At 43.6% G+C, this 24,071-nt stretch carries 18 protein-coding genes and 1 pseudogene; 2 read left to right on the top strand and 17 right to left on the bottom strand.

The features are described 5' to 3' along the window. Positions 1–32: 32 nt before the first annotated feature. The 8 genes from comGD to pbp1b form a co-directional block, all read right to left on the bottom strand. Positions 33–437, bottom strand: coding sequence for a competence type IV pilus minor pilin ComGD (gene comGD / locus AB5Y61_RS02210; RefSeq protein WP_439145107.1), 405 nt, complete (start codon positions 435–437; stop codon positions 33–35). Further along, on the bottom strand, positions 427–744 hold the full coding sequence (gene comGC, locus AB5Y61_RS02205; RefSeq protein WP_101770912.1) for a competence type IV pilus major pilin ComGC: 318 nt from the start codon (positions 742–744) through the stop codon (positions 427–429). The genes comGD and comGC overlap by 11 nt, the downstream gene beginning before the upstream one ends. Next, entirely contained in the window at positions 741–1,772 is a 1,032-nt protein-coding gene (comGB, locus tag AB5Y61_RS02200; protein WP_368403058.1) for a competence type IV pilus assembly protein ComGB, read from the bottom strand. The genes comGC and comGB overlap by 4 nt, the downstream gene beginning before the upstream one ends. Continuing rightward, positions 1,705–2,646, bottom strand: a complete 942-nt coding sequence (gene comGA / locus AB5Y61_RS02195; protein WP_368402964.1) for a competence type IV pilus ATPase ComGA — start codon at positions 2,644–2,646, stop codon at positions 1,705–1,707. The genes comGB and comGA overlap by 68 nt, the downstream gene beginning before the upstream one ends. Positions 2,647–2,733: 87 nt before the next feature. Then, positions 2,734–3,123, bottom strand: a complete 390-nt coding sequence (locus AB5Y61_RS02190; protein ID WP_368402962.1) for a DUF1033 family protein — start codon at positions 3,121–3,123, stop codon at positions 2,734–2,736. Between the two features lie 189 nt (positions 3,124–3,312). Further along, on the bottom strand, positions 3,313–6,966 hold the full coding sequence (gene rpoC, locus AB5Y61_RS02185; protein WP_368402960.1) for a DNA-directed RNA polymerase subunit beta': 3,654 nt from the start codon (positions 6,964–6,966) through the stop codon (positions 3,313–3,315). A gap of 161 nt (positions 6,967–7,127) precedes the next feature. Then, positions 7,128–10,697, bottom strand: a complete 3,570-nt coding sequence (rpoB, locus tag AB5Y61_RS02180) for a DNA-directed RNA polymerase subunit beta (protein WP_349977338.1) — start codon at positions 10,695–10,697, stop codon at positions 7,128–7,130. A gap of 351 nt (positions 10,698–11,048) precedes the next feature. Then, on the bottom strand, positions 11,049–13,505 hold the full coding sequence (gene pbp1b / locus AB5Y61_RS02175) for a penicillin-binding protein PBP1B (protein ID WP_368402957.1): 2,457 nt from the start codon (positions 13,503–13,505) through the stop codon (positions 11,049–11,051). A 182-nt stretch (positions 13,506–13,687) separates the two neighbouring features. Here pbp1b and tyrS point away from each other — a divergent pair, with 182 nt between their 5' ends. After that, a complete protein-coding gene (gene tyrS, locus AB5Y61_RS02170) occupies positions 13,688–14,944 on the top strand; it encodes a tyrosine--tRNA ligase (protein WP_368402955.1) in 1,257 nt (418 codons plus the stop codon). A gap of 62 nt (positions 14,945–15,006) precedes the next feature. On the opposite strand, the gene AB5Y61_RS02165 is transcribed toward tyrS, so the two are convergent. The 5 genes and pseudogenes from AB5Y61_RS02165 to AB5Y61_RS02145 form a co-directional block, all read right to left on the bottom strand. Next, positions 15,007–15,420 (bottom strand): DUF3021 domain-containing protein, encoded by a 414-nt coding sequence (locus tag AB5Y61_RS02165; RefSeq protein ID WP_049513833.1) that lies wholly within the window; start codon positions 15,418–15,420, stop codon positions 15,007–15,009. A gap of 9 nt (positions 15,421–15,429) precedes the next feature. Further along, positions 15,430–15,885 carry a LytTR family DNA-binding domain-containing protein gene (locus tag AB5Y61_RS02160; protein WP_195327216.1) on the bottom strand — a complete coding sequence of 152 codons (456 nt, stop codon included), beginning with the start codon at positions 15,883–15,885 and terminating at the stop codon, positions 15,430–15,432. An 18-nt stretch (positions 15,886–15,903) separates the two neighbouring features. Next, positions 15,904–16,746, bottom strand: coding sequence for an ABC transporter permease (locus AB5Y61_RS02155; protein WP_368402953.1), 843 nt, complete (start codon positions 16,744–16,746; stop codon positions 15,904–15,906). Next, positions 16,746–17,612: an ABC transporter ATP-binding protein gene (locus tag AB5Y61_RS02150; protein WP_368402951.1), complete on the bottom strand. Its 867-nt coding sequence runs from the start codon at positions 17,610–17,612 to the stop codon at positions 16,746–16,748. Before AB5Y61_RS02150 ends, AB5Y61_RS02155 begins: the two co-directional genes overlap by 1 nt. A gap of 122 nt (positions 17,613–17,734) precedes the next feature. Further along, positions 17,735–17,881 (bottom strand): annotated as a pseudogene (locus AB5Y61_RS02145) (winged helix-turn-helix transcriptional regulator); the annotation flags it as partial. A 37-nt stretch (positions 17,882–17,918) separates the two neighbouring features. Here AB5Y61_RS02145 and AB5Y61_RS02140 point away from each other — a divergent pair. Then, a complete protein-coding gene (locus AB5Y61_RS02140; protein WP_302692616.1) occupies positions 17,919–18,773 on the top strand; it encodes a putative RNA methyltransferase in 855 nt (284 codons plus the stop codon). Positions 18,774–18,813: 40 nt separating this feature from the next. Here AB5Y61_RS02140 and AB5Y61_RS02135 read toward each other — a convergent pair whose 3' ends face one another. From AB5Y61_RS02135 to AB5Y61_RS02120, 4 genes are all read right to left on the bottom strand, one after another. Continuing rightward, positions 18,814–20,118, bottom strand: coding sequence for a response regulator transcription factor (locus tag AB5Y61_RS02135; protein WP_368402948.1), 1,305 nt, complete (start codon positions 20,116–20,118; stop codon positions 18,814–18,816). Between the two features lie 10 nt (positions 20,119–20,128). Beyond that, entirely contained in the window at positions 20,129–21,775 is a 1,647-nt protein-coding gene (locus AB5Y61_RS02130; RefSeq protein ID WP_368402947.1) for a sensor histidine kinase, read from the bottom strand. A gap of 2 nt (positions 21,776–21,777) precedes the next feature. Continuing rightward, on the bottom strand, positions 21,778–22,389 hold the full coding sequence (locus tag AB5Y61_RS02125; RefSeq protein WP_368403057.1) for a YesL family protein: 612 nt from the start codon (positions 22,387–22,389) through the stop codon (positions 21,778–21,780). A 169-nt stretch (positions 22,390–22,558) separates the two neighbouring features. Further along, positions 22,559–24,040, bottom strand: coding sequence for an ABC transporter substrate-binding protein (locus tag AB5Y61_RS02120; protein ID WP_223325274.1), 1,482 nt, complete (start codon positions 24,038–24,040; stop codon positions 22,559–22,561). Positions 24,041–24,071: the final 31 nt, after the last annotated feature.

Below are 24,071 nucleotides of genomic sequence, written 5' to 3'. Positions count from 1 at the left end.
AACTCAAAGCTACTAGGGATTCTATGAGAATACTAGCGGGAACGGATGCTCTTTTTAATTTTTCCATTTCCAAGCGAAAGCTGATAGGTCACCACTCCTCTCTGTGTCTGAAAGTGAACATTAGCCAGGGATGAATTGCCACCTGCTCGGTCTAAACGAATGGTTTTAGGATCTTGCAAAATGACAGAATCAGGAATTTCCACCGTCTGGTAGGGCGTTTGAATCTTCCTTGCAGTCACTTCAACATCCAATTCTGTTTGCCTTGCCAGTGCTAGCTTCTGGCTTTCTTGATAGAGGTGTTCAAACTCTGCAAAAAATACTTTTTCCTCTACCTGCTGAAAACTCGTCTTGATCGATCCTGATAAGCCCAGATAGATAAAGCTGACGATCATCAAGGTCAGAAGGGTCTCCACCAAGGTGAAGGCCTTAATCTGCAACCGCACGAGTTTCTCCACTATTTTTCGCATAATAGGCACGGTAGGATTCTGCTTGTTTGTTGGTAATATTTCCATCAGCAATCAGCTTTGCTAGAGTTGCTTGGTCATTGGTATGATTGAGCTCATACAATTCAGCCTGGCTTTCGACCACCTTGACAACGGCTGCATTACCTGTCTCTTTCACAGAGTCTTTTTGCTTGGTCAAATTCGGCACAAAGAGCAATAAGAGTACACTGATAATCAATAAGACCACCAACATTTCAATAAGTGTAAAAGCTTTTACCTTATATGTTTTTAATTTTTTCATAAATGAACCTCCATATTTTGATAAATCGGCAGCAACATGGCTGCGTATAGTAAGACAATCACAAGAGCCACAAAGACAAAGACCAAGGGTTGTATCACATTCATGGCCTTATGGACCCGACGAAAGAAGTCTTCCCATGTTTTTTCAGCGTAGATCTCTAGCTCACTTCCAAGCTTTGATTTGACCTCACCATATTCAATCATAAGTGGCAATTCTTTTTTGAAAAAAGAATATCCCCCAACCGTCTCTGAAAAGGATTGACCGCGGTCTAAAGAAAGAGCTAAGTCTCTTCCAATCTCTTGGAAAAGCTGGGATTTTTGCTCCTGCATCATGGTAAAAATCTGAGACAGCTCCAATCCTTGCCCAATCAGATTGCCCCATTCTCTGGCATAATAGGCTGTCAAATAAGCTTGAATCATGCCTTTTCCGAAAGGAAGATGGGACAAGCTTCTAAAAACTTTGATCTTGCTAGATTTTCGATAATAGAGAAAGCTGAATAAGAAGAGGGCCACAAGTCCCGCTCCTAAGGCCAAAAAGAGTTGGGGAAAGGAACTGATCAATTGCGTACCAATATTTTGTGCATCCATTTGAGGGAGCAAATAATTGCGCAGGCCTAGCATAATCAAAACTAAAAACCCAAGTAAGATAAGAGGATAAGTGCTAACTTCGATCAACTTTTTCTTGACCTTGCGCATGTTTTCTAGGTAAGCACTGATTTTCTCCAAGCTCAATATAAGATTTCCATGGAGCTCAGCGAGAGACAGCTGCGTTGTGACCGCATCTGAAAAACCGATCCCCGCCATCATCTCTGAAAAACTCCGCCCTCGAGAGAGATCTGCTCGCATCTGGGAGACCAAATGACTCTCCACTAGGTGGGAACGATCTAAAAAATCAACAATCTCAGACAGATGAAAACCACTCGAATAAAGATTCAAAAACAATTCAATGATTTGCTTTTGTTTAGTTGTAGATAATTTTTTCGGCTTGTGCCTGAGCCAGCTGGATATATCCCGATTGAGCCAAGAGATCCATTTGTTGGTTCCAGCGGCTGGCTGAGTGCTCTTGGTAGTTTTCCGTCGCAAAATCGACAACACCTCCTCCTGCAATTAATCGTTGGTAGCAAATACCTTGTAAAACAATCTTGAGCTCCTCCTCACTCACTCCAAGCTCTAAAAGCCTCTCATAAACACCTCGAACACTCTTGGCATGAATCGTAGAGAAGACTGTGACCCCTGTCAAACTAGCTCGTACGACTGCACGGGCCGTTTCCTTATCTCGGATCTCCCCAATGATGAGAAGGTCCGGCCGATGACGTAAGGAGAGTTTGATTAGGTTGTCATAGGTCATGCCAATTTGGTCATTCAGCTGGAGCTGAAGCATATTCTCTTGCTTGATCTCGACAGGATCTTCAATAGACATGACTTGCTGATCTGCAAAGCGCTCTTGCGCCAGAGCATGCATGAGAGTGGTCTTTCCCGAACCAACGGGACCCGCAAAGAGATAAAGCCCACGACCAGCCAATTTCTTCTTCAATTCAGGCAATTGATCAAACCAAAATCGTAATTCTCGTTCCTCATCATGCAAAAGCCGAATAACCAAGCTTTCATAACCACGATAATCCCCCACCGTCGACAAGCGAATCGAGACCACTCCATTCTCCAAAGGGTAATCACACGATCCTAGCTGGCTGCGCCTTTTTTCCCCCACATTCATCCCTGCCACGAACTTAAAGTGGCTGATAATAGCCATCATGTCCTCAAACGGGAAGGATTGTACAAAGCGCCTCTCGTCTCCCACCCTCATAAAAACCTGGTACTCCTCCTTACGAGGAATGAAGTAAAGATCCTGAGCTTCTTCACTTTTCCCCATGCGGATCAGTTTTTTTGCAATTTCTTGAACCATAGTTCCTCCTCTCACTTATACTATTCGAAAAAGAAGACAAAAAAAGAAGACTTTCTAGATCGCTCTAAAAAATCTTCCGAATTTCTCTTATGACAGGGTTGTCCCCTTTTTTGAATCGAGTGTATATTGACAAGAACGGTGCTTGCGACTGCCTTTTTCCTTTTCGTAGCCTGGGCGGAGCTTACTTTTAGGGATCTTATGCTCGTCTTCTAGAAGGACAATCGAATGGAAAAACTGCACATCTTCACTGCAGTCCTCACACCACTCTTGCTCCTTGGTATCCCAAAAGATCGTCATGAGGTCACTCCGACTCTTATAACTTGGAAAGTGTTCGTTTAACTCCAACCACTTCTGCTTGTAGTATTTCAAAGCCTTGTAATAGTCCTCAAATTTTCGACTACTCACAATATCTTCTTCCCAACCATCTAAAAACCACCAGGGCTCACAATCCCCATACATTTCAATTACTCGATACATAAACTCTTCCATCCTTTGTATCCTCTATTATATAGAAAACCCTTTGAGAATAAAAGTTTTCTGCTCAGAGCATGATTTTTCAGGTAGTCTTCAGGCGATTTTCACCATTATTTTTCAAAAATAGACTGCCTAATTGCTATTAGGTCCTTTTTTCAAAAAAGCCGGAACATGTAGTTCCGACTTTTTTTCTTATTCTTCTACGACTTCAGCTGTTTGAACTTCATCGACTGTTCCATCTGTTACTGGCACTTCTTCGATGATTTCAACTTCGTTAATCGCTTGTGGTTCCAAGTTACGGTAACGAGCCATTCCTGTACCTGCAGGAATAATCTTACCAATGATAACATTTTCCTTAAGTCCAAGGAGATGGTCTTTCTTACCACGGATCGCTGCGTCAGTAAGAACACGAGTGGTTTCTTGGAAGGAAGCAGCTGACAAGAAACTGTTGGTTTCAAGAGAGGCTTTGGTGATTCCCATAAGGACTGGACGAGCAGTCGCAGGAACTCCACCAGAGATAAGGACATCCTTATTAGCATCTGTAAAGTCTGTAATGTCCATAAGAGTACCCATGAGAAGGTCTGTATCTCCTGGATCCATGACACGTACTTTACGGATCATTTGACGAACCATTACCTCGATGTGTTTGTCGCCGATTTCTACCCCTTGGCTACGGTATACTTTTTGTACTTCCGCAAGAAGGTAAGTTTCAACCGACAAGACATCACGAACGGCAAGGAGACGTTTTGGTTGGATAGACCCTTCTGTCAGAGCCGCACCACGAGAGACTTGATCTCCTACTTCGACTTTCATGCGGGCAGTGTAAGGGACAACGTATTCACCCTCACCAGTTGCTCCGCTGACAAAGACTTTCTTGGTACGTGTAGAAGCATCTTCTTCGATCGCTGTGACTTCCCCTTTGACCTCAGTGATGACCGCTTCCCCTTTAGGATTGCGGGCTTCAAAGATTTCTTGGACACGAGGAAGACCCTGAGTGATATCAGTATTTGAGGCAACCCCACCCGTGTGGAAGGTACGCATGGTCAACTGTGTACCAGGTTCCCCGATAGATTGGGCAGCGATGGTTCCGACTGCTTCACCCACTTCAACCGCATCACCAGTCGCCAAGTTGATACCATAACAGTGACGGCAGACCCCATGGCGGGTGTTACATGTAAAGACAGAGCGGATAGTGACTTCTTCCACACCAGCATTGACAATTTCACGTGCTAGGTCTTCTGAAATCAAGGTATCTGGACCAACGATGACTTCACCAGTTTCAGGGTGTTTAACAGATTTCTTGGTATAACGACCTGTCAAGCGTTCTTCGAGTGGCTCGATCATTTCCTTACCATCAGTAATGGCACGGATCACAAGTCCACGGTCTGTTCCACAGTCATCTTCACGGATAATGACGTCTTGGGCAACGTCAACCAAACGACGAGTCAAGTAACCTGAGTCGGCTGTCTTAAGGGCCGTATCGGTCATCCCTTTACGGGCACCGTGAGTTGAGAAGAACATTTCGAGCACTGACAAACCTTCGCGGAAGTTTGAAAGGATTGGCAATTCCATGATCCGTCCGTTTGGAGCGGCCATCAAACCACGCATACCGGCAAGTTGCGAGAAGTTTGAGATGTTACCACGGGCTCCAGAGTCCATCATCATAACGATTGGGTTCTTCGGATCTTGGTTATCCACCAAGCGTTTTTCCAATTTCTCACGGGCTGCACGCCATTCAGCTGTAACGGCATTGTAGCGTTCGTCATCCGTGATCAAACCACGACGGAATTGTTTTGTGATTTGTTCTACACGTTTGTGAGATTCTTCAATGATTTCTGCCTTATCTTCAACGACCGGAATATCGGCAATCCCCACTGTCAAACCAGCAAGGGTTGAATGATGGTAACCTAAGTCTTTCAAGCGGTCCAAGAAAGCAGACGTTTCAGTTGTACGGAAACGTTTGAAGATTTCAGCGATGATATTTCCAAGATTTTTCTTCTTGAATGGAACGTTTAATTCCAATTTCTCAATCGCTGATTTGGCATCTTGACCAGGCTCCAAGAAGTACTTAGCTGGAACACCTTCTGTCAAGTTGACATTATTAGGCTCTTGAAGGTATGGAAGCTCTGCAGGCATGATATCGTTAAAGAGAATCTTACCAACAGTTGTCAAGAGAATCTTGTGTTGTTGTGCTTCTGTCCAAGGTTTGTTCAAGCTATCCGTCGCAATTCCGACACGTGTATGCAAGTGAACATAGCCATTGCGAAGAGCCATCACGGCTTCATCACGGTCTTTAAAGACCATTCCTTCACCTTCACGACCAGCTTCTTCCATCGTGAGGTAGTAGTTCCCCAATACCATATCCTGAGATGGGGTAACGACTGGTTTACCATCTTTAGGGTTCAAGATATGCTCAGCAGCCAACATCAAGATACGAGCTTCTGCTTGAGCTTCTTCTGAAAGCGGTACGTGGATGGCCATTTGGTCACCGTCAAAGTCGGCATTGTAGGCTTCACAGACAAGTGGGTGAAGACGAAGAGCTTTCCCGTCAATCAAGACAGGTTCAAAGGCTTGGATCCCCAAACGGTGAAGGGTCGGTGCGCGGTTCAAGAGAACTGGATGTTCTTTGATCACTTCTTCTAGGATATCCCAGATACGTTCATCTCCACGTTCGACCAAGCGTTTTGCAGCTTTGACGTTTTGCACGATGTCACGCGCAACGATTTCACGCATCACGAAAGGTTTAAAGAGCTCGATGGCCATTTCACGTGGCACACCACATTGGTACATTTTCAGAGTTGGACCAACGGCGATAACGGAACGTCCTGAGAAGTCCACCCGTTTACCGAGCAAGTTTTGACGGAAGCGTCCTTGTTTCCCTTTGAGCATGTGGCTCAATGATTTGAGTGGACGGCTACCTGGTCCTGTGATTGGACGACCACGACGACCGTTGTCGATCAAAGCGTCAACCGCTTCTTGGAGCATCCGTTTTTCGTTTTGCACGATGATACCAGGGGCATTCAACTCAAGCAAACGCGCCAAACGGTTGTTCCGGTTGATCACACGACGGTAAAGGTCATTCAAGTCAGAGGCAGCAAAACGGCCACCATCCAATTGGACCATTGGACGAAGATCTGGTGGAATAACGGGAAGGATGTTGAGGACCATCCATTCTGGCTTGTTGCCAGATTTGTAGAAGGCGTCCAAGACATCCAAACGACGAACAGCCTTCACACGTTTTTGACCAGTTGCAGTCTTCAATTCTTCTTTCAAGACAGCAATTTCAGCTTCCAGATCCACTTGTTTTAAGAGGTCTTGGATCGCTTCTGCACCCATCTTAGCTACAAAGGAACCTGGTCCGTATTCACGCAAGCGTTCACGGTATTCACGTTCTGTCATGATGGATTTGTGCTCAAGTGGAGTATCTTTTGGATCGATCACCACATAAGCTGCGAAGTAGATGACTTCTTCAAGGGCACGAGGGCTCATATCCAAGGTCAATCCCATACGAGAAGGGATTCCTTTGAAGTACCAGATGTGTGATACAGGTGCTTTCAACTCGATGTGCCCCATGCGTTCACGACGAACTTTCGCACGTGTTACTTCAACCCCACAGCGGTCACAAACAATCCCTTTGTAACGGATACGTTTGTATTTCCCACACGCACATTCCCAGTCTTTTGTAGGTCCAAAGATGACTTCATCAAAGAGACCTTCACGTTCTGGTTTCAATGTACGGTAGTTGATTGTTTCAGGTTTCTTGACCTCTCCATAAGACCATGAACGGACCTTGCTTGGAGAAGCTAGGGTGATTTGCATACTTTTAAAACGATTTACATCAACCACTATTTCTTACCTTTCCTTGTTTTCATACTTGTTTCATTTGGATACAGCCCTAGGTGGGGGGAAGAAAGGAAATTTTCTTGCCACCTCCTTGTGTCTGTATCTTGTTATCGAATCATCCTGCTAGAAGCATTGGTTGCTCACAGGACAATCATTTTTACTGATTATTTTTCTGATTCTTCGGCATCAAAGGCTGCTTTTGCTTCCTTTGCTGCTTTTTCACGTGCTTTTTCAAGGTCATCCACATGAATCACATCATCGTCTTCCCCTTCATCGAGGTCACGAAGTTCCACTTCTTGATCATCTTCGTCCAAGACACGCATGTCAAGACCAAGTGATTGCAATTCTTTGACAAGAACGCGGAAGGATTCTGGTACACCTGGTTTTGGAATTGGTTTACCTTTGGTGATCGCTTCATAAGCTTTCAAACGTCCGTTGACATCATCTGACTTATAAGTCAAGATTTCTTGAAGGACATTTGATGCACCATAAGCCTCAAGGGCCCACACTTCCATTTCCCCGAAACGTTGTCCACCAAACTGAGCTTTCCCTCCGAGTGGTTGTTGGGTAACCATTGAGTATGGTCCGACTGAACGGGCATGGAGTTTATCATCAACCATGTGGTGAAGCTTGATCATGTACATGACACCGACAGAGACACGGTTGTCAAACGGCTCACCTGTACGTCCATCGTAAAGAATCGTCTTAGCATCGCTATCCATACCAGCTTCTTTCACAGTATCCCAGAGGTCTTCTGAGCTTGCTCCGTCAAAGACTGGTGTTGCGATATGGATACCCAAGTTACGAGCTGCCATACCAAGGTGAAGTTCCATAACCTGACCGATATTCATACGTGATGGCACCCCAAGAGGGTTCAACATGATATCAACCGGTGTACCGTCTGGAAGGTAAGGCATATCTTCAACTGGAACAATACGAGACACAACCCCTTTGTTTCCGTGACGACCGGCCATCTTATCTCCGACGCGGATCTTACGTTTTTGTGCGATGTAAACACGAACCAACATGTTGACACCAGATTGTAATTCATCACCGTTTGCACGTGTAAAGATCTTAACATCGCGAACGACTCCATCTCCACCGTGAGGTACACGAAGAGAAGTATCACGCACTTCACGAGATTTATCTCCAAAGATCGCGTGAAGGAGACGTTCTTCAGCAGAAAGGTCTTTTTCACCTTTCGGTGTTACCTTACCGACAAGGATATCACCTTCTTTAACCTCAGCACCAATACGGATAATACCTGTTTCATCCAAGTCACGAAGAGCATCTTCACCGACGTTTGGAATTTCACGGGTAATTTCTTCAGGGCCTAACTTGGTATCGCGTGTTTCTGATTCGAATTCTTCCAAGTGAACAGATGTGTAAACATCTTCTTTCACCAAGCGTTCGCTCATGATAACGGCATCCTCGAAGTTATACCCTTCCCAAGTCATGTAAGCGACGATTGGGTTTTGACCAAGGGCCATTTCCCCTTTTTCCATCGATGGACCGTCAGCAATAAAGTCGCCTTTTTCAACAACATCGCCAACTTTTACAAGAGTACGTTGGTTGTAGGCTGTACCGGAGTTTGAACGACGGAATTTTTGGATGTGATATACATCAAGAGATCCATCTTCCCGACGAACTTCTACCTTGTCCGCATCTGCATAGGTAACTTTACCATCATGTTGAGCAATGACTGCAGCTCCTGAGTCATGGGCTGCTTGGTATTCCATACCAGTACCCACATAAGGGGCTTTTGGATCAATCAATGGAACAGCTTGACGTTGCATGTTGGCACCCATGAGGGCACGGTTGGAGTCATCGTTTTCCAAGAAAGGAATACATGCTGTCGCAACGGCAACTACTTGTTTTGGAGACACGTCCATGTAGTCGACTTGATCAGATGGGAACTCTTGGTTGTTACCACGGTGACGTCCCATAACGATTGGCTCAGCAAAGCCACCCTTTTCGTTCAACTTAGAGTTGGCCTGAGCGACGATGTACTCATCTTCTTCATCGGCTGTCAACCAAACGATTTCGTTGGTCACTACACCTTTTTCACGGTCTACCTTACGGTATGGTGTTTGGATGAAACCATATTTGTTCAAGTGCCCGTAAGATGACAAGTTGTTGATCAAACCGATGTTTGGTCCTTCAGGTGTTTCGATTGGACACATACGACCATAGTGGGTATAGTGCACGTCACGCACTTCATATCCGGCACGGTCACGTGTCAAACCACCAGGCCCTAAGGCAGACAAACGACGTTTGTGAGACAACTCAGAAAGTGGGTTGTGTTGGTCCATGAACTGTGACAATTGTGAAGAACCAAAGAATTCTTTAATTGCTGCAGTTACGGGACGAATGTTAATAATTTGTTGTGGTGTCAAGACATCGTTATCTTGTACAGACATCCGTTCGCGAACGTTTCGTTCCATCCGTGAAAGTCCAAGACGCACTTGGTTGGCAAGCAATTCACCAACGGCACGAATCCGACGGTTTCCAAGGTGGTCGATATCATCTACACGTCCAAGTCCTTCTGCAAGGTTCAAGAAATAGCTCATCTCTGCCAAGATATCTGCTGGAGTTACGATGCGTACTTTGTCAGATGGATTAGCATTTCCGATGATGGTAACAACACGGTCTGGATCTGTTGGAGCGACAACTTTGAATTTTTGCAATTCAACCGGTTCTGTCAAAACAGCAGCATCATTTGGAATGTAAGTGATTTTGTTCAAACCATTATCCAATTGTTCTGAGATGCTGTCGATGACATCGCGCGTCATGACAGTACCAGCTTCTACAAGGATTTCTCCTGTTTCAGCATCCACCAATGGTTCTGCAATTGTTTGGTTCAACAAGCGGTTCTTGATATTGAGTTTCTTGTTGATCTTGTAGCGACCAACAGGAGCCAAGTCATAACGACGTGGATCAAAGAAACGGGCTACCAACAAGCTACGTGAGCTTTCCGCTGTCTTTGGTTCCCCTGGACGAAGACGCTCATAGATTTCTTTGAGGGCTTCATCTGTCCGTGAATCCATTGGATTTTTGTGGATATCTTTTTCGATAGTATTGCGAACCAATTCGCTATCCCCAAAGATATCGATGATTTCATCATCTCCTGAGAATCCAAGAGCACGCACAAGCGTTGTAAATGGAATTTTACGTGTGCGGTCGATGCGCGTGTAGGCGATGTCTTTTGAGTCGGTTTCAAGCTCTAACCAAGCTCCACGGTTAGGGATAACAGTAGATCCATAACCAATCTTACCATTCTTGTCCACCTTATCATTGAAGTAGACACCTGGTGAGCGGACCAACTGAGATACGATGATCCGTTCTCCACCATTGATGATGAAAGTTCCCATTTCAGTCATGATTGGGAAATCACCAAAGAAAACTTCTTGGGTCTTGATTTCACCTGTTTCTTTGTTGACCAAACGGAAGGTCACAAAGATTGGTGCTGAGTAGCTGGCATCGTGAATGCGCGCTTCTTCAAGCGAATACTTGGGTTCGCGGATTTCATAACCCACAAATTCCAATTCCATTGTATCCGTGAAGTTTGAGATTGGAAGCACATCCTCAAATACTTCCTTCAAGCCATGATCCAAGAAATCTTTGAATGAGTCTGTCTGGATTTCAATCAAGTTTGGTAAATCAAGAACCTCTTTGATTCTTGAAAAACTACGACGGGTCCGATGTTTCCCGTATTGAACGTCATGTCCTGCCAAAGTTTTTAGCTCCTTTTTCCATACTAGGATAGCTTGGTGAAATGACTTTCACCGCCTATCCGGTTTTAACTACAATTGTGTGATTTGCATCACGTGAAGAGCTGTCTCTTCACCTCATTCGTCGCTTTTTGTAATTTTTAGAAAAATTAAATTTGTGTAACAAACTAGGGTTTTCCTGAAAAATAGGCACAAAAAGAGCAGCTAAATCGACTTATTCAAGTAAGATTTAACTGCTGTAAGCTCTTATTTGGACAATATTTCAAATAAAGCACACGACAAATTAGTTATCACTATTATACCGTTTTTTGCTCCAAAAATCAAGGCTTTCTCTAGGTTTTCTAAAGGATCACACTAGCGTTGATTGCTACGATTTGAGCTGTTCCGATTTGAACTATTGCTTGATGAACTATTGGTTGTCGAATTGTTCTTATTATTCGGCTGATTTCCACTGGTATTACCGAGAATGGCTGCCCAAGCACTTTGATAATCGCTATCCGATCCCCCGATGGCAAAGCGGTATTGAGTGGTTGGCGCTCCGTTTTTAGCCCAAAGACTGGTTACCGTTTGACCGCTCACATCGATATCCCGGCCATTGACATTGACGCGGCCCGGTCTTTCACCAGTCGATTTGAGCACTTCAGAACGGATCACACTCTTATCGAGAGTGAATTTATCCTGAATCCCAAAGAGACTTGGATCTGCTTGGTAGATCGCATTCGCCAACTGCGCCATGTATTGGGCATTGTTGTTGTATCCGGTCAAGGTTTGCATGGAAGCATTGTTGTCATGGCCGATCCAACCTCCTAAAGAAACATTTGGGGTGGACAACATCAACCACATATCCCCGTTTGAGTTGGTGGTACCAGTTTTTCCAATCCAGTCAGCACCTGCCAGCGTTGGGTTGACTTGGCTAATCCGTGACTTAAAGGTCGTTGTGGCACCAGATGTGATGACCCCACGCAAGAGATCCTGCATAATCGTTGCTGTTGCTGGAGAGTAGACACGAACCGGATCTGCTTCGTGCTTGTAGACTACATCCCCATCTCGGTCGATGATTTGCTCCACCATGTAGCGTTTGAGGTAGTTCCCATTGTTAGCAATGGTTTGGAAACCGTTGGTATGTTGGGCAACAGTGACCTCAATTCCTCCCCCCATTGGTAGACTCTCAATGCCATATTCAGGGATATCATAGCCCATTTTCTTCATGTAGGATGGGACATCCACACCCTTTTCACGAAGGGTTCGGTAAGTCCAGTAAGCCGGAATATTCCATGAGGTATTGAGGGCCTCACGGAGATCCATCATCGCTGTTCCTCGGCTATCCACGTGCATGATTGGCTCACCACTTGAGAAATTAGTCGGATAGTTAGAAAGGATGCTATTGCTTCCCATCAAGCCTTGGTCGATGGCAATCCCATAAGCCAACAGTGGTTTGATAGTAGACCCTGGGGAACGCTCTGTATCAAAAGCATGGTTATTTTGGTTGCCGTCAAAATTCCGCCCACCGATAAATCCTAAAACTGCACCGGTTCGGTTGTCCATCAGGACATTCCCAACTTCTACAAGACCCGTCCCATCATCCAAGACGCTTCCAAAGTTCGCTACCGCGGCCTGCATGGCATTGTGAACCGGTTTGTTAATCGTGGTTTGAATGGTGTAGCCACCTTCGCGCAACTCGCTCTCAGCTAATTCTTGGTAAGCCTTGACGGTTTCATTATTTTTCAAGTCTTGCTTGGTGACATTGTCTCGCTTGATCAAATAATCATACATGGCCTCTTTTGCTTCTTCCATGGCTTGGAAGTAGAGGTAGTCATGCGGTGTTTTCTCGATGCCATCTGGAGCGATGAAGTCCTTGGTCAAGTCATACTGAGCATAGGTTTCGTAGTCTTTTTTCGATAAGGCTCCCGTCCGGTACATATTGAACAAGACATCTTTGGCACGCGCCAAACCTAACTCGAGATTCTCCTTGCTCTTTAGGCTACCGTCTGCAGCATAAGGGGAGTAGACAATCGGACTCTGTGGCAAGCCAGCGATAAAGGCTGCTTGTGGAACAGACAAGTCTTTGGCAGAGACGCCAAAGATCCCTTGAGCTGCGGCTTCCACACCTGCAATATTTTGTCCCCGATTGTTTCGTCCAAAAGGCGAAACATTTAGGTAGGTGGTGAGGATTTCATTTTTATCCATTCCCCGCTCTAAAGCTAGGGCATCGACAATCTCTGTCGCCTTACGAGTAAAGGTGGGAGCATCTCCTACGACTTGCTGTTTGATCAACTGCTGGGTTAAGGTCGATCCCCCACTAGAGGAACCGACACCGACTACAGATCCAAGCGTCGCCCGAAGAACAGCTTTGGGCACAACCCCCTTGTGGCTTTCAAAGTTCTCATCCTCAGTAGCGATCACAGCCTTTTTGACATTGTCGGAAATGGCATCTCCAGCTACCGGCGTGCGGATCAAATCACTGTCCACTTCTGCAATCAGGCTCTTATCGGAATAGGTCAGTTTTGAAACACTGCTGACATTGCGAACCTGCTGGACCAGTTCTTCTGTCTTTGGAACCTTGACATTGCTAAAGAGGCTTGCTGCATAACCAATCCCGATCCCTGCGCCAAATAAAAAGAGGCACACAAATAAGGCGATCATCACATCCCACAAGAGTTTGAGCGTCCTCAAAAAGGTCGCAAAAATATCGCCGACAGACCAGCTACTTTCTTCATTTTTTTCCTTATTCGGAGTTTCTGTATACATATTTGCAAAGAATTTTTGGACTTTCTTCCAAAACTCTTGCAGCTTCTCTTTTAATTGATTCACTGATTCTTTCTCCTTGTTCCCTATATTATAGCAGATTAGCCCCTTTGTTTTCAATCACAAGAGCGTAGAAATCCTCGCTCAATCTTCTTGGGTAAGGACAAGAAAATGACGGAAAGCATTGCCATTTCCGTGGTTTATGGTAGAATAGAGAAATGAATAAACTTATAAAGGAGAAAAGACACATGCACATTTTTGATGAGCTAAAAGAGCGTGGTTTGGTATTTCAAACGACGGATGAAGAAGCCTTGCGCAAAGCACTGGAAGAAGGTCAGGTTTCTTATTATACTGGTTATGATCCAACTGCTGACAGCCTTCACCTTGGTCACTTGGTTGCCATCTTAACGAGCCGTCGCCTTCAACTGGCAGGCCACAAACCTTATGCGCTCGTTGGCGGTGCGACTGGTCTCATTGGAGATCCGTCCTTCAAAGATGCTGAGCGTAGTCTCCAAACAAAAGAAACTGTTCAAGAATGGGTTCGCTCCATTCAAGGGCAATTGTCTCGTTTCCTCGATTTTGAAAATGGTGACAACAAGGCCGAAATGGTCAACAACTACGATTGGTTCGGAAGTATTAGCTTTATTGACTTCCTTCGCGATGTCGGAAAATACTTTACGGTCAATGCTATGATGAGTAAAGAATCTGTTAAAAAACGGATTGAGACAGGGATTTCTTACACGGAGTTTGCCTACCAAATCATGCAAGGCTATGACTTCTACGTCCTCAACCAAGAACACAATGTCACCCTTCAAATCGGTGGATCTGACCAATGGGGAAACATGACAGCTGGTACTGAGTTGATGCGTCGTAAGGCAGATAAAACTGGTCATGTTATGACTGTTCCTTTGATCACAGATGCAACTGGTAAGAAATTCGGTAAATCAGAAGGCAATGCCGTCTGGCTCAATGAAGACAAAACATCTCCATACGAAATGTACCAATTCTGGATGAATGTGATGGACGCCGACGCTGTGCGCTTCTTGAAGATCTTCACTTTCTTGTCACTCGATGAAATCGAAGAGATTCGCAAACAGTTTGAGGCTGCTCCTCATGAACGCTTGGCTCAAAAGATCTTGGCGCGTGAAGTGGTCACCCTCGTTCACGGTGAAGAAGCTTACAAGGAAGCCCTCAACATCACGGAACAACTCTTTGCAGGAAATATCAAAAACCTTTCTGTCAAAGAACTCAAACAAGGACTTCGTGGTGTGCCAAACTACCAGGTCCAAGCAGAAGACAACCTCAACATTGTAGAACTCTTGGTCACAGCTGGTGTAGTGAATTCTAAACGCCAAGCCCGCGAAGATGTTCAAAATGGAGCGATCTACGTCAATGGCGAACGCATCCAAGACCTTGACTATATCTTGAGCGATAGCGATAAATTAGAAAATGAATTGACCGTTATCCGTCGCGGTAAGAAAAAATACTTTGTTTTGACTTATTAAGAAAGTAAAACCACGAAGTTTCGTATGAACTTCGTGGTTTTCTTATACACTTTTTTCTGAGACTATTTCCCTTTTCTGCGATGCAACAAAGCTTGGTTGATTCGTTGAGTTTTTTTATGGAGTTGCCAAATCTGGTACAGCCAGATCAGGCCGTAAATGGCTAGAAAGATCAACCAAGGAATCGGGCTCCGTAAGGCTGTCCCCCAGCCAAAAAACAAGTAGGTTAATGCTAAGATGGCAGCTGTCACAACTAAATGCAAAGCCACACGCAAACTATAGGTCAAAAACTCTTCTTCCTCAAGAATGAATGTCAAGACCCCCATTGTCCCACTCATCAAAAATATCGCTAGGATGTTGCGGACATTTACAGCGGGATAGACGATGTTGGTATAGACATGGGATAATAACACCAAACACAAATAAAAGAAGGATCCTGTCCTCATACCAGATACAAAATAAGCTATAACTCGTTTCATCACTTTCTCCTATACCCCTAAATAATCCATCAAGGATTTGACATATTTCCGACTGACACTTGATTTTACTCCACGTGTCAGTTTAGCCATCATATTGCCTGAAAAACTATCCGATAGCGATTCTAAATGGTCGATATTCATCACCGCGTGGCGTGATATCTGTAAAAAATTACGACGATTAATCCGATGTTGAAAATTTATCAAAGTATCTCTGATGGTGAACGTTTTGTCTGTCGTATAAATGGTGAGCTGATTCTTATCAATCTCGGCTAGAATAATGTCATCAATTTTCACCATGATCAAATGATCATCTGTTTTGATAGGGATCACTACTTGATTCACTGTCGAAAATTGTTCGAGATACTCCATCACCTCTCGTGCTTGATCAGATAATTGCTTGGCTTGAATGACCACACAGAGGTCGTTTTCTGGGATATCTTGTTTTTCCTCAAAACGAATCTTCATTCCTACTCCAATTCTCACTTACTTTCTTTTACTCGATCTTTTTGCCAAGGAAATCCAAATCCCCAAAGCTAGAAGAATACCTCCTAACACTATAAGGTATGTTTGTTCCTTTGTCAATAAAGTTTGCCATTTGAGCTGAACACCCATTTTTTCTTGAAACTCTTGAAGAAGATTATCTTGACCTTTAAAGGTCTCACTTAATGCTTCTTTCATGAGGACTTGTCGATAAAGTGCAGCAATATAAGTTGCTGGAGTGCACTTCATTAGTGATTGTGCAAAAGTGGGTAAGACACCTAAAGGTACATAAGTCCCTACCAAAAAACCAGAAGCTGTACCCACTATGGTCGAAAACTTCCCAAGACTGTCTACGGATTGGAAAAAATAAACAAAAATGGCATTCACTAAACTAGAAAGTAGGCTACTAAGTAGCATAATGAGGAGCACTTCAGGTAATAGAGATAAGGTTGGAACTTCTCTAAAATAGCCACACATCAGCACATACATAAGGATCTGCATGGAAAAAGAAATGATGATTGCACTCGTTAGATACGAAAATGCTAACCGCCACTTTCCTTGATCCGATAAATAAAGATCCTGATCTACCTGATGTTCACGGTCCTTTACTAACTGAGTCAGGGCAGCCAGACTTGTCGTAATCCCTGTCACAGCCAGCGTCCCACTCATTAACCAATTATTTAACACAGGACCACTATTGGGGAGCTGAGCCCAAGCATCTGTTAGATTTTTTTGAAGAAAAATAATATAAAGGACAAAGGAAATCAAGGCTCCCAACAGGGAGAAGAAAACTCCTGAACGATTCCTGAAGTACAATAAAAAATTTCGCTTTAGTAAGGCTAGCATTAGCGAACCTCCCTTCCTGTAAGTGCAATAAAGGCATCATCCATGGTCCCTGGGCGAAACTCAAAATGGGCTATTTTATCTCTAACTTGCGCCAGGTAATCAATGGCTTCCCTTTCACTATCGGGTTGAAGAACATACTCCAATTGACTTTGTTGCTCTACTGACATTCCCGAAGATTTGAGACTTTCTATCTGCTGTCTCTCCTTGAAACGAATCTTTAAGATATTAGTAGCATACTGGCTCTTAATATCTAGTGCCGATCCTTGAGCAATCACTTTCCCATGATCTACAATATAAATTTGATCAGCTTCATCTGCTTCGTCAAGATAATGCGTGGTCAATACAACGGTCATTCCCTCTTCTCTCTGCAATTGATAGAGCAAATCCCAAATAGACTTCCGGGTTTGAATGTCTAAACCTGTCGTTGGCTCATCTAAGAACAGAAGATCTGGACCGTGCAGTAGAGCACGCGCAATGTCAACCCGACGCTTTTGGCCGCCTGAAAGCGTCCCATATTTCTGCTTTTGGAAAGCTGATAGGCCTAGTCGATCAATAAGATCAGACACACGATTTGGTTTTAGGCCTTTGTACTGTCTGGCACGAATGGTCAGATTTTCCCTAACCGTCAGCATCTCATCTAAAACACTGGTTTGGAAGACCACACCAATTTTAGTACCGGGTTCATAGATTATTTCGCCTTGCGTTGGTTGTTTCAAACCGATCAACATAGAAATCGTCGTTGATTTCCCCGCCCCATTTGGTCCTAGAATCGCATTAAACGTTCCCTTTTCGAACTGTAGGTGAATATGATCAACCGCTAGATGATTTCCATACCGTTTACTGATGTTTTTAGCTTGTAATATCATGTTCTCTCTCCTTTTTGACAGTATCAGTCTAGCAAAAAAGCCGTTTAAAAAACGGCTTTTTGGGATAAGCGGTCAAAATGAGAACCTAAGTGGCAAGATGAAAGTGACAAAAAGAAGAAAATTTAATGCAACCATTCTTTTCCCCATTGATTCAAGTCCTTTAAAATCGGCATCAGTGATTTCCCTTTTTCTGTTAGCTCATATTCTGTATGGAGAGACAGAGACTCATAATCATATTTCTCAACCAATTGGAGCCTCATTAAAGCATCAGTTGCTATCTAGAGGCTCTTTTGTTACACTACTAATATGAATACACCGATCAAACCAAAATTACAACGATTTCAAACAGCCACTGCCTTTGCCTGTCCTATCTGTCAACTGGACCTAGAACTTGTGGGGACCAGTTTTAAATGTCCCAAGGGCCATTCTTTTGATTTGGCGAAATTTGGCTATGTCAACCTGGCTCCCCAGATCAAACAATCAAAGGACTATGACAAGGAAAATTTCCAGAATCGCCAGCTGATCTTAGAAGCAGGGTTTTATGAGCCGATTCTAACAGCGATCGGACAAAAGATTCCGACCAGTGATGCCAGAATTCTAGATATCGGTTGCGGAGAAGGTTATTACTCCCGAAAACTACAAGAAGCCTATCCCAAGGCTACTTTCTATGCATTTGATCTTTCCAAGGAATCCGTACAACTAGCTGCCAAGAGTGACGCTAGCTGGAAGGTAAATTGGTTTGTAGGAGATTTGGCTCATTTACCCATTCAATCTAAGAGTATGGAGGTCATTTTGGACATCTTCTCCCCGGCTAATTACGCTGAATTTGAACGTGTCTTAAAGACAGAAGGGGTGATCATTAAGGTTGTCCCAACCTCTTCTCATCTGAAAGAAATTCGCCAGTTGGCCCAAGATCAATTGACCAAGCAATCCTACTCCAATCAGGAAATTTTGGAGCACTTTGAAGACCACTGCCGGATCCTCTCATCCGAAACGGTCAGCCTTACCAAGAGTTTAACTCCTGAAGAACGTCAGGCGCTCCTCACCATGACCCCCCTTCTATTTCACGTTGACCAAGAAATAATCGACTGGACCCAACTCACAGAAATCACCATTGAAGCTGAGCTACTGGTTGGGAAAATCAAGATACAAAGAACGTAAAATGAAAAGTAAAAAGGCTGAGACAAATCGTCTCAGCCTTTTACTCATCTTCTGCATGCTCTGTCATGACTTGTAAGCGATAGGTTTTAGGCGATTTTCCACAGAGTTTACGGAAAACCTTATAGAAATAGCCTACATTACTGTAACCGACCTTGTAGCAGATATCTTCAATACTATCATTGGTCGATAAGAGGAGCTGCTGGGCAGCCTTGATCCGCTGTTTGTTGAGGAGTTCTGCGAAAGTCGCATTGGTTTCTCGTTTAATCAATTGGCCTAAATAGACTGGATTGATAAAGAGACCCTGACTGATGTCCTTGAGTGACAGCTCTTTTTGGTAATCACGGCTAATCACTTGGAGGACACTCGCTACATTTTCATTCATCCGATAGTGGGATAAGAAACGGGACAACTCTTCCTGGATAAAGCCAATCATCTCGCTAAAAGTGGCAGTTTCTTGGACTTTCTTGACTACATCAGCTAAATTATCACCTTGCAGGTATTCAAACAAATGAAAGACATCCATCAAAAATTGGATAAAGAGCTGCTTGGTCAGTGAGACCTTAGGGGTCTTCTCAAGGATCATTTTTTCTAACCAGTCCAGTTCTTCTAAGATCTGCTGGATATTTCCTTGCATGATCACCCGATAGGCCGGCTCGTAGTAATGGAAGACTTCTTCATCTTGATTGAGAGGGGTCGCCCCATAAAAGAGGCTCCGCTCCACTAGATCCTTAAATTGATGAAAGTGCTCCTTATACGGAGGTTCAAAGGCCTTCTCAATCATGGCTTCTTCTTCCTGACTCGATATAAAGAGTTGAAGATTTTGCCCAAGAACTTGATAAGACGAGCTGATAAAGCCTTTTTTCTCCTTAGCGACTCCAATCCACAATGAGTTCCGACCTGCGATATAGCGACAAAACTCTTCCTCAGAGATATCATCGTGAATCAAACGGTCGGCCAACTCTTGGCTTGGTTGCTGGATTTTATGCTGAATTTTTTCTAGGATATTGCCCATCTCCACCTTATTGACAGGTTTGAGCAGGTAGTCTGCCACGCGCAAATTGAGAGCTGTCTTGACGTATTCAAAATCCTGATAGCCTGACATAATGATAAAGGCAGCATCTGGGATCAAATCCTTCATCTCAGCAATCATCTGAAGTCCAGTTTTCCCAGGCATATTGACATCCGTGATCACCACATCTACCGGATACTCTCGCACATAATCAAGGGCCTGGTCTGCATCTTCTGCAGTTGCGACCACTTCCATATTCCAGTGGTCAAAGGGGATTAATTTTTTTAACCCTTCTGTAATCATATACTCATCGTCTACTAATAAGACTTTGTACATTCTGTCTCCTTTATTCATCTTGAATGGTTATCGTATAAGTCACTCCATGGTTAAGTTGGGAGAAGACTTGGATATGGTAGCGATCTCCAAAATAGAGCAGCAGGCGTTCATGGACATTGACAATTCCGATGGACTGCCGCCCACTCTTTTCTTCGATTTCTGAGCGTGGATTGCGATTGGCTAGCATCTCTTGAATGCTTTCTAGCTGTTCTTCTTTCATCCCGCGCCCATTATCAGTGATCAAGATGATGACCTGCCCTTCTCCTTGCAAGACCTTGACACTGATCACATTGTCCTTGCGTTTATGGTCCACTCCATGCGCAAAATAGTTCTCGACCAAAGGCTGGATGGTGAATTTTGGAATCTTCATTTTTTCCAAACCTGGATCGATCTTAAAGCCATAGGCAATTGATTTTGGATAACGTACCATGCAGAGGTAGCTGTATTTGCGACAAAATTCGAGCTCATTTTCAACTGTCGTCACTCGCTCATCTGAGATATTATTGCGCAAGAGACTACTAAACTCATAGATAATATCACCCAACTCTTCTTGCTCTTGCATGACGGCATACATCCGGATAAATTCCAGTGTATTGTACATGAAATGGGGATTGATCTGGGCTTGTAGTGCCCGCATATTGGCATCCTTTTGGCTGAGCTGTAGCTGATAGATATCCCGAATATTCTTATCCATATTGTCTAACATGGTATTGATCATATTACCAATAACCAGCAGTTCTTGGTCCTTGGTCGAGGTATCAATCCGTCGTTCACTATCGCCTTGACTGATCAGATTCATGGTATCGACCAGATCAAGGACTTGGCGACGGTAATTTTTGAAAATTTGCCGCATTAATAAGTAAAGGATCAAGAAAATCAAGAAAGCAATGGAGAGAAAAGTGGTCAGGTTGGCTAGACCCTTCTTGACCAAATAACTTTCAGAAACAGCTACATCCACCTTGTAGCCATAGATCGTGCTACGAGTTTGCCATTTAACATCCTTTGATTGTCCTTTATCTCCTTCATGGTACATCTCTTTCCCAAAGGGAGTGAAGACTCGCACAGCGACCGGAAGATCGCCTCTGGCATTGTCAATTGCTGCCGTCAAAATTTCCTGGTCCAAGGTCATATAAGCAATTCCAACTCCAGCACCCGTTGTCGGGTCTGTCAAAGGAACTGGAATAGCTGTTGCAGGAGCCTTGTAATGGTCCGCTGAGACTTTCTTGCCCCCCTTCGATTGCCGAGTAGAGACAAATACCGTCTTATAATCAGACAAGTTCACATCAATGCCCTCGATGTGTTTATTGCTCAAATAGAGGCTATCAATATTCTTATGTAGGGACAATTGGATATAAGAAGGAAACTGGGCATTCAATCTCCAAGTCTCATACTCCGATGGTGACAAGGTAAAATAGCGATAAACTCCTTCTAATTTTGCAGGGTTTTCAACGAGGCTACGGCCTTCTTGTGTGACCCGCTGATAAGAGGTCTCGAGATCCGTCACGACTTCAGTCAAGACCCGTTGGGCGATCCGATCGGCTTCAGCTTGCTGGTTTTTCCAAGAGATCCCCGCTACGACGAGACCCATAATGGTCAAAATGACCACCATGACATAGGCGTAGAACTTTAATAGCGTACTTAACCAGATTTTTTTCATCGTTAGGATACCAATTTTTCGTGGATATTTTGATAAACAGGGTCAAAGATATCATTGACAAAGAAATGCCAGACGCCGATCAAGACAAAAAAGAGAAGGGCTGGCATATAGTAGCTAATGACGCCAAGTAGTGCTGTTCCAAGGATGAGCTTCAGAACCGGACGAATGTCCAGCAACATTCCGATCAAACTGAGCTTGATACTATTAGCATAAGAAAGATCGAAATGCACTTGCAATTTCAAATAAACGGCGTAAGCTAGAGGCGAAACCAAGAGGAAAACCAGATTAAACAAAAGAACCAAAATTTGGAAGAAATTTAAGTGAGGAATCTGGATCATGAGGTACATGCCATAGAGGAGAATCCCTTCAATGGCAAAGAAGGTGTAAAAGGCTTGATTGGCCGGGCGTAGATTTTCTTTGAAGAGTTCCCAAGCGCGTGACCAATGATAGTCTTTGTAGGTCATGCCATTTTCCGCATAGAGGCTCATGATAGTGGCACTGGCTGGTCCTACTCCTAGAAGGATGCCCCCACAGATCGTCAAGACCCAAAAAATCCCTGTTACCAGCATAGCAACATAGACTCTCGTAAAAATGAACTCGATGATTTTCCCCATCATTCAGCCTCTTTTCCAATTAGTAATTCTATTATACCATAAAAATAAAACGCTTTCCTTTATTTGCAACGGTAATTTGAAATGTTAATGTTCATTTACAGGACTCATTTTCATAAAGACATAAAAAGGCTCTGGAGATCACTCCAAAGCCTTTTCGCACTACCTGTTCTTATTTTTTAGAAGCAAGGTATTCATCGTATTGTTTTTGCATTTCATCAAGCACTTTTTGGTAAGCACCTTCTGATTTCAATTTTTCAAGCATCTTAGGAACTTCTACTTCAGGATCCACAGTACCAGTATTGATCGCACCTGCGAATTGGTTCAAAGTATTTGTAAGAGCTGTGATTTCTGATTTCACTTTATCTGTGTTAAAGATGAAACCAAGTGCTGGAGATTCTTTTGCAGTTTCCAAGTCTTTCTTAGATTGTGCAATTTGTTCATCTGTTACGTTTTCGTTGATGTAAAGAATCCAGTTGTTACCAGTGTTCCATCCAGACATGTGAGTGTTTCCGTTGTAGCCATCCAAGACTTTCACACGGTTTTCTTTACCTTCAACTTTTTCCCAGTTCTTGCCTTCTGGTCCATAAACAAGTCCGTTCAAGAGTTCTGGATTAGTGTTCAAAAGGTTCAACACTTCCATTGCTTTTTCTTTGTTCTTAGAGTTATTTGAGATAACAAAGTTAGCTACTTGAGTGGTGTTGTTCTTCTTGTAAAGTTCAGTAAATGGTTTGATGTCGATCTTACGGTTTGCTACACGAGTAAGCAAGCTGTTACCGTAGTCAGCTGGTCCTACTGTTTCTTCACGAACCAACCAAGTATCTTGAGAAAGGTCATAACCAGTATCGCTTGTTGCTACGTCTTTTGGAATGTATCCTGCTTCGTAGTATTTGTGAAGAGTCTTCAAGTTTTCTACATAACGAGGGATTGTGTAACGGTCAACGATCTTCGTAGTGTCACCTTTCAAGTCAACAACGAATGGAAGTCCATCAACAGCCACATAGTCGAAGTCATCTGAAGGTCCACCGTAGCTCTTGTTCATGGCAAATGGAACAACGTTTGGATCTTTTTCTTTGATGGCTTTCAAGACTGGTTCAAGAGAAGCATAGTCTTTCACGTTTGAGATATCGATACCATATTTTTCAACAAGTGGTCCGTTGAAAGCAAAGTTTTGAGAAGATGCCACGTTGGCTGCTACTGGAACAGCATAGATCTTGCCGTTTACAGTGTTCCCTTTGATGTATGCTGGGTCAAGTGCTTTGTAAAGATCTTTCCCTTCTTTCTTGTACAATTCTGTCAAGTCAGCATAGGCACCTTTTTGAGCGTTGATGACATAGTTATTAGCAAAGGCAATATCATAGTTTTCACCAGATGAGATGATAACGTTCATTTTTTGTGCGTAGTCACCCCAACCAAGATATTGGATATCCAATTTTGCGCCAACTTTCTTTTCAATGATCTTGTTGGCATTTTCTAACAAGGTATCCAAGTTATCTGGTTTGTCACCAATTTGGTACATCTTGATGATTGGTTTACCATCTTCAGTTGTTGCTGATTTCTTGTTGTTCCCTGTAAGGCTTCCACAAGCAGCAAGAGTAGCTCCAAGAGCAATGACACTAGCAGATGCTAACGCGTATTTTTTCCAATTTTTCATAAGAAAAATCTCCTTTATGTTATTTTCTTTT

The organism is Streptococcus parasanguinis (assembly GCF_040908565.1).
Taxonomy (GTDB): Bacteria; Bacillota; Bacilli; order Lactobacillales; family Streptococcaceae; genus Streptococcus; species Streptococcus parasanguinis_AC.
This window is presented reverse-complemented; position numbering and strand designations above follow the sequence as displayed.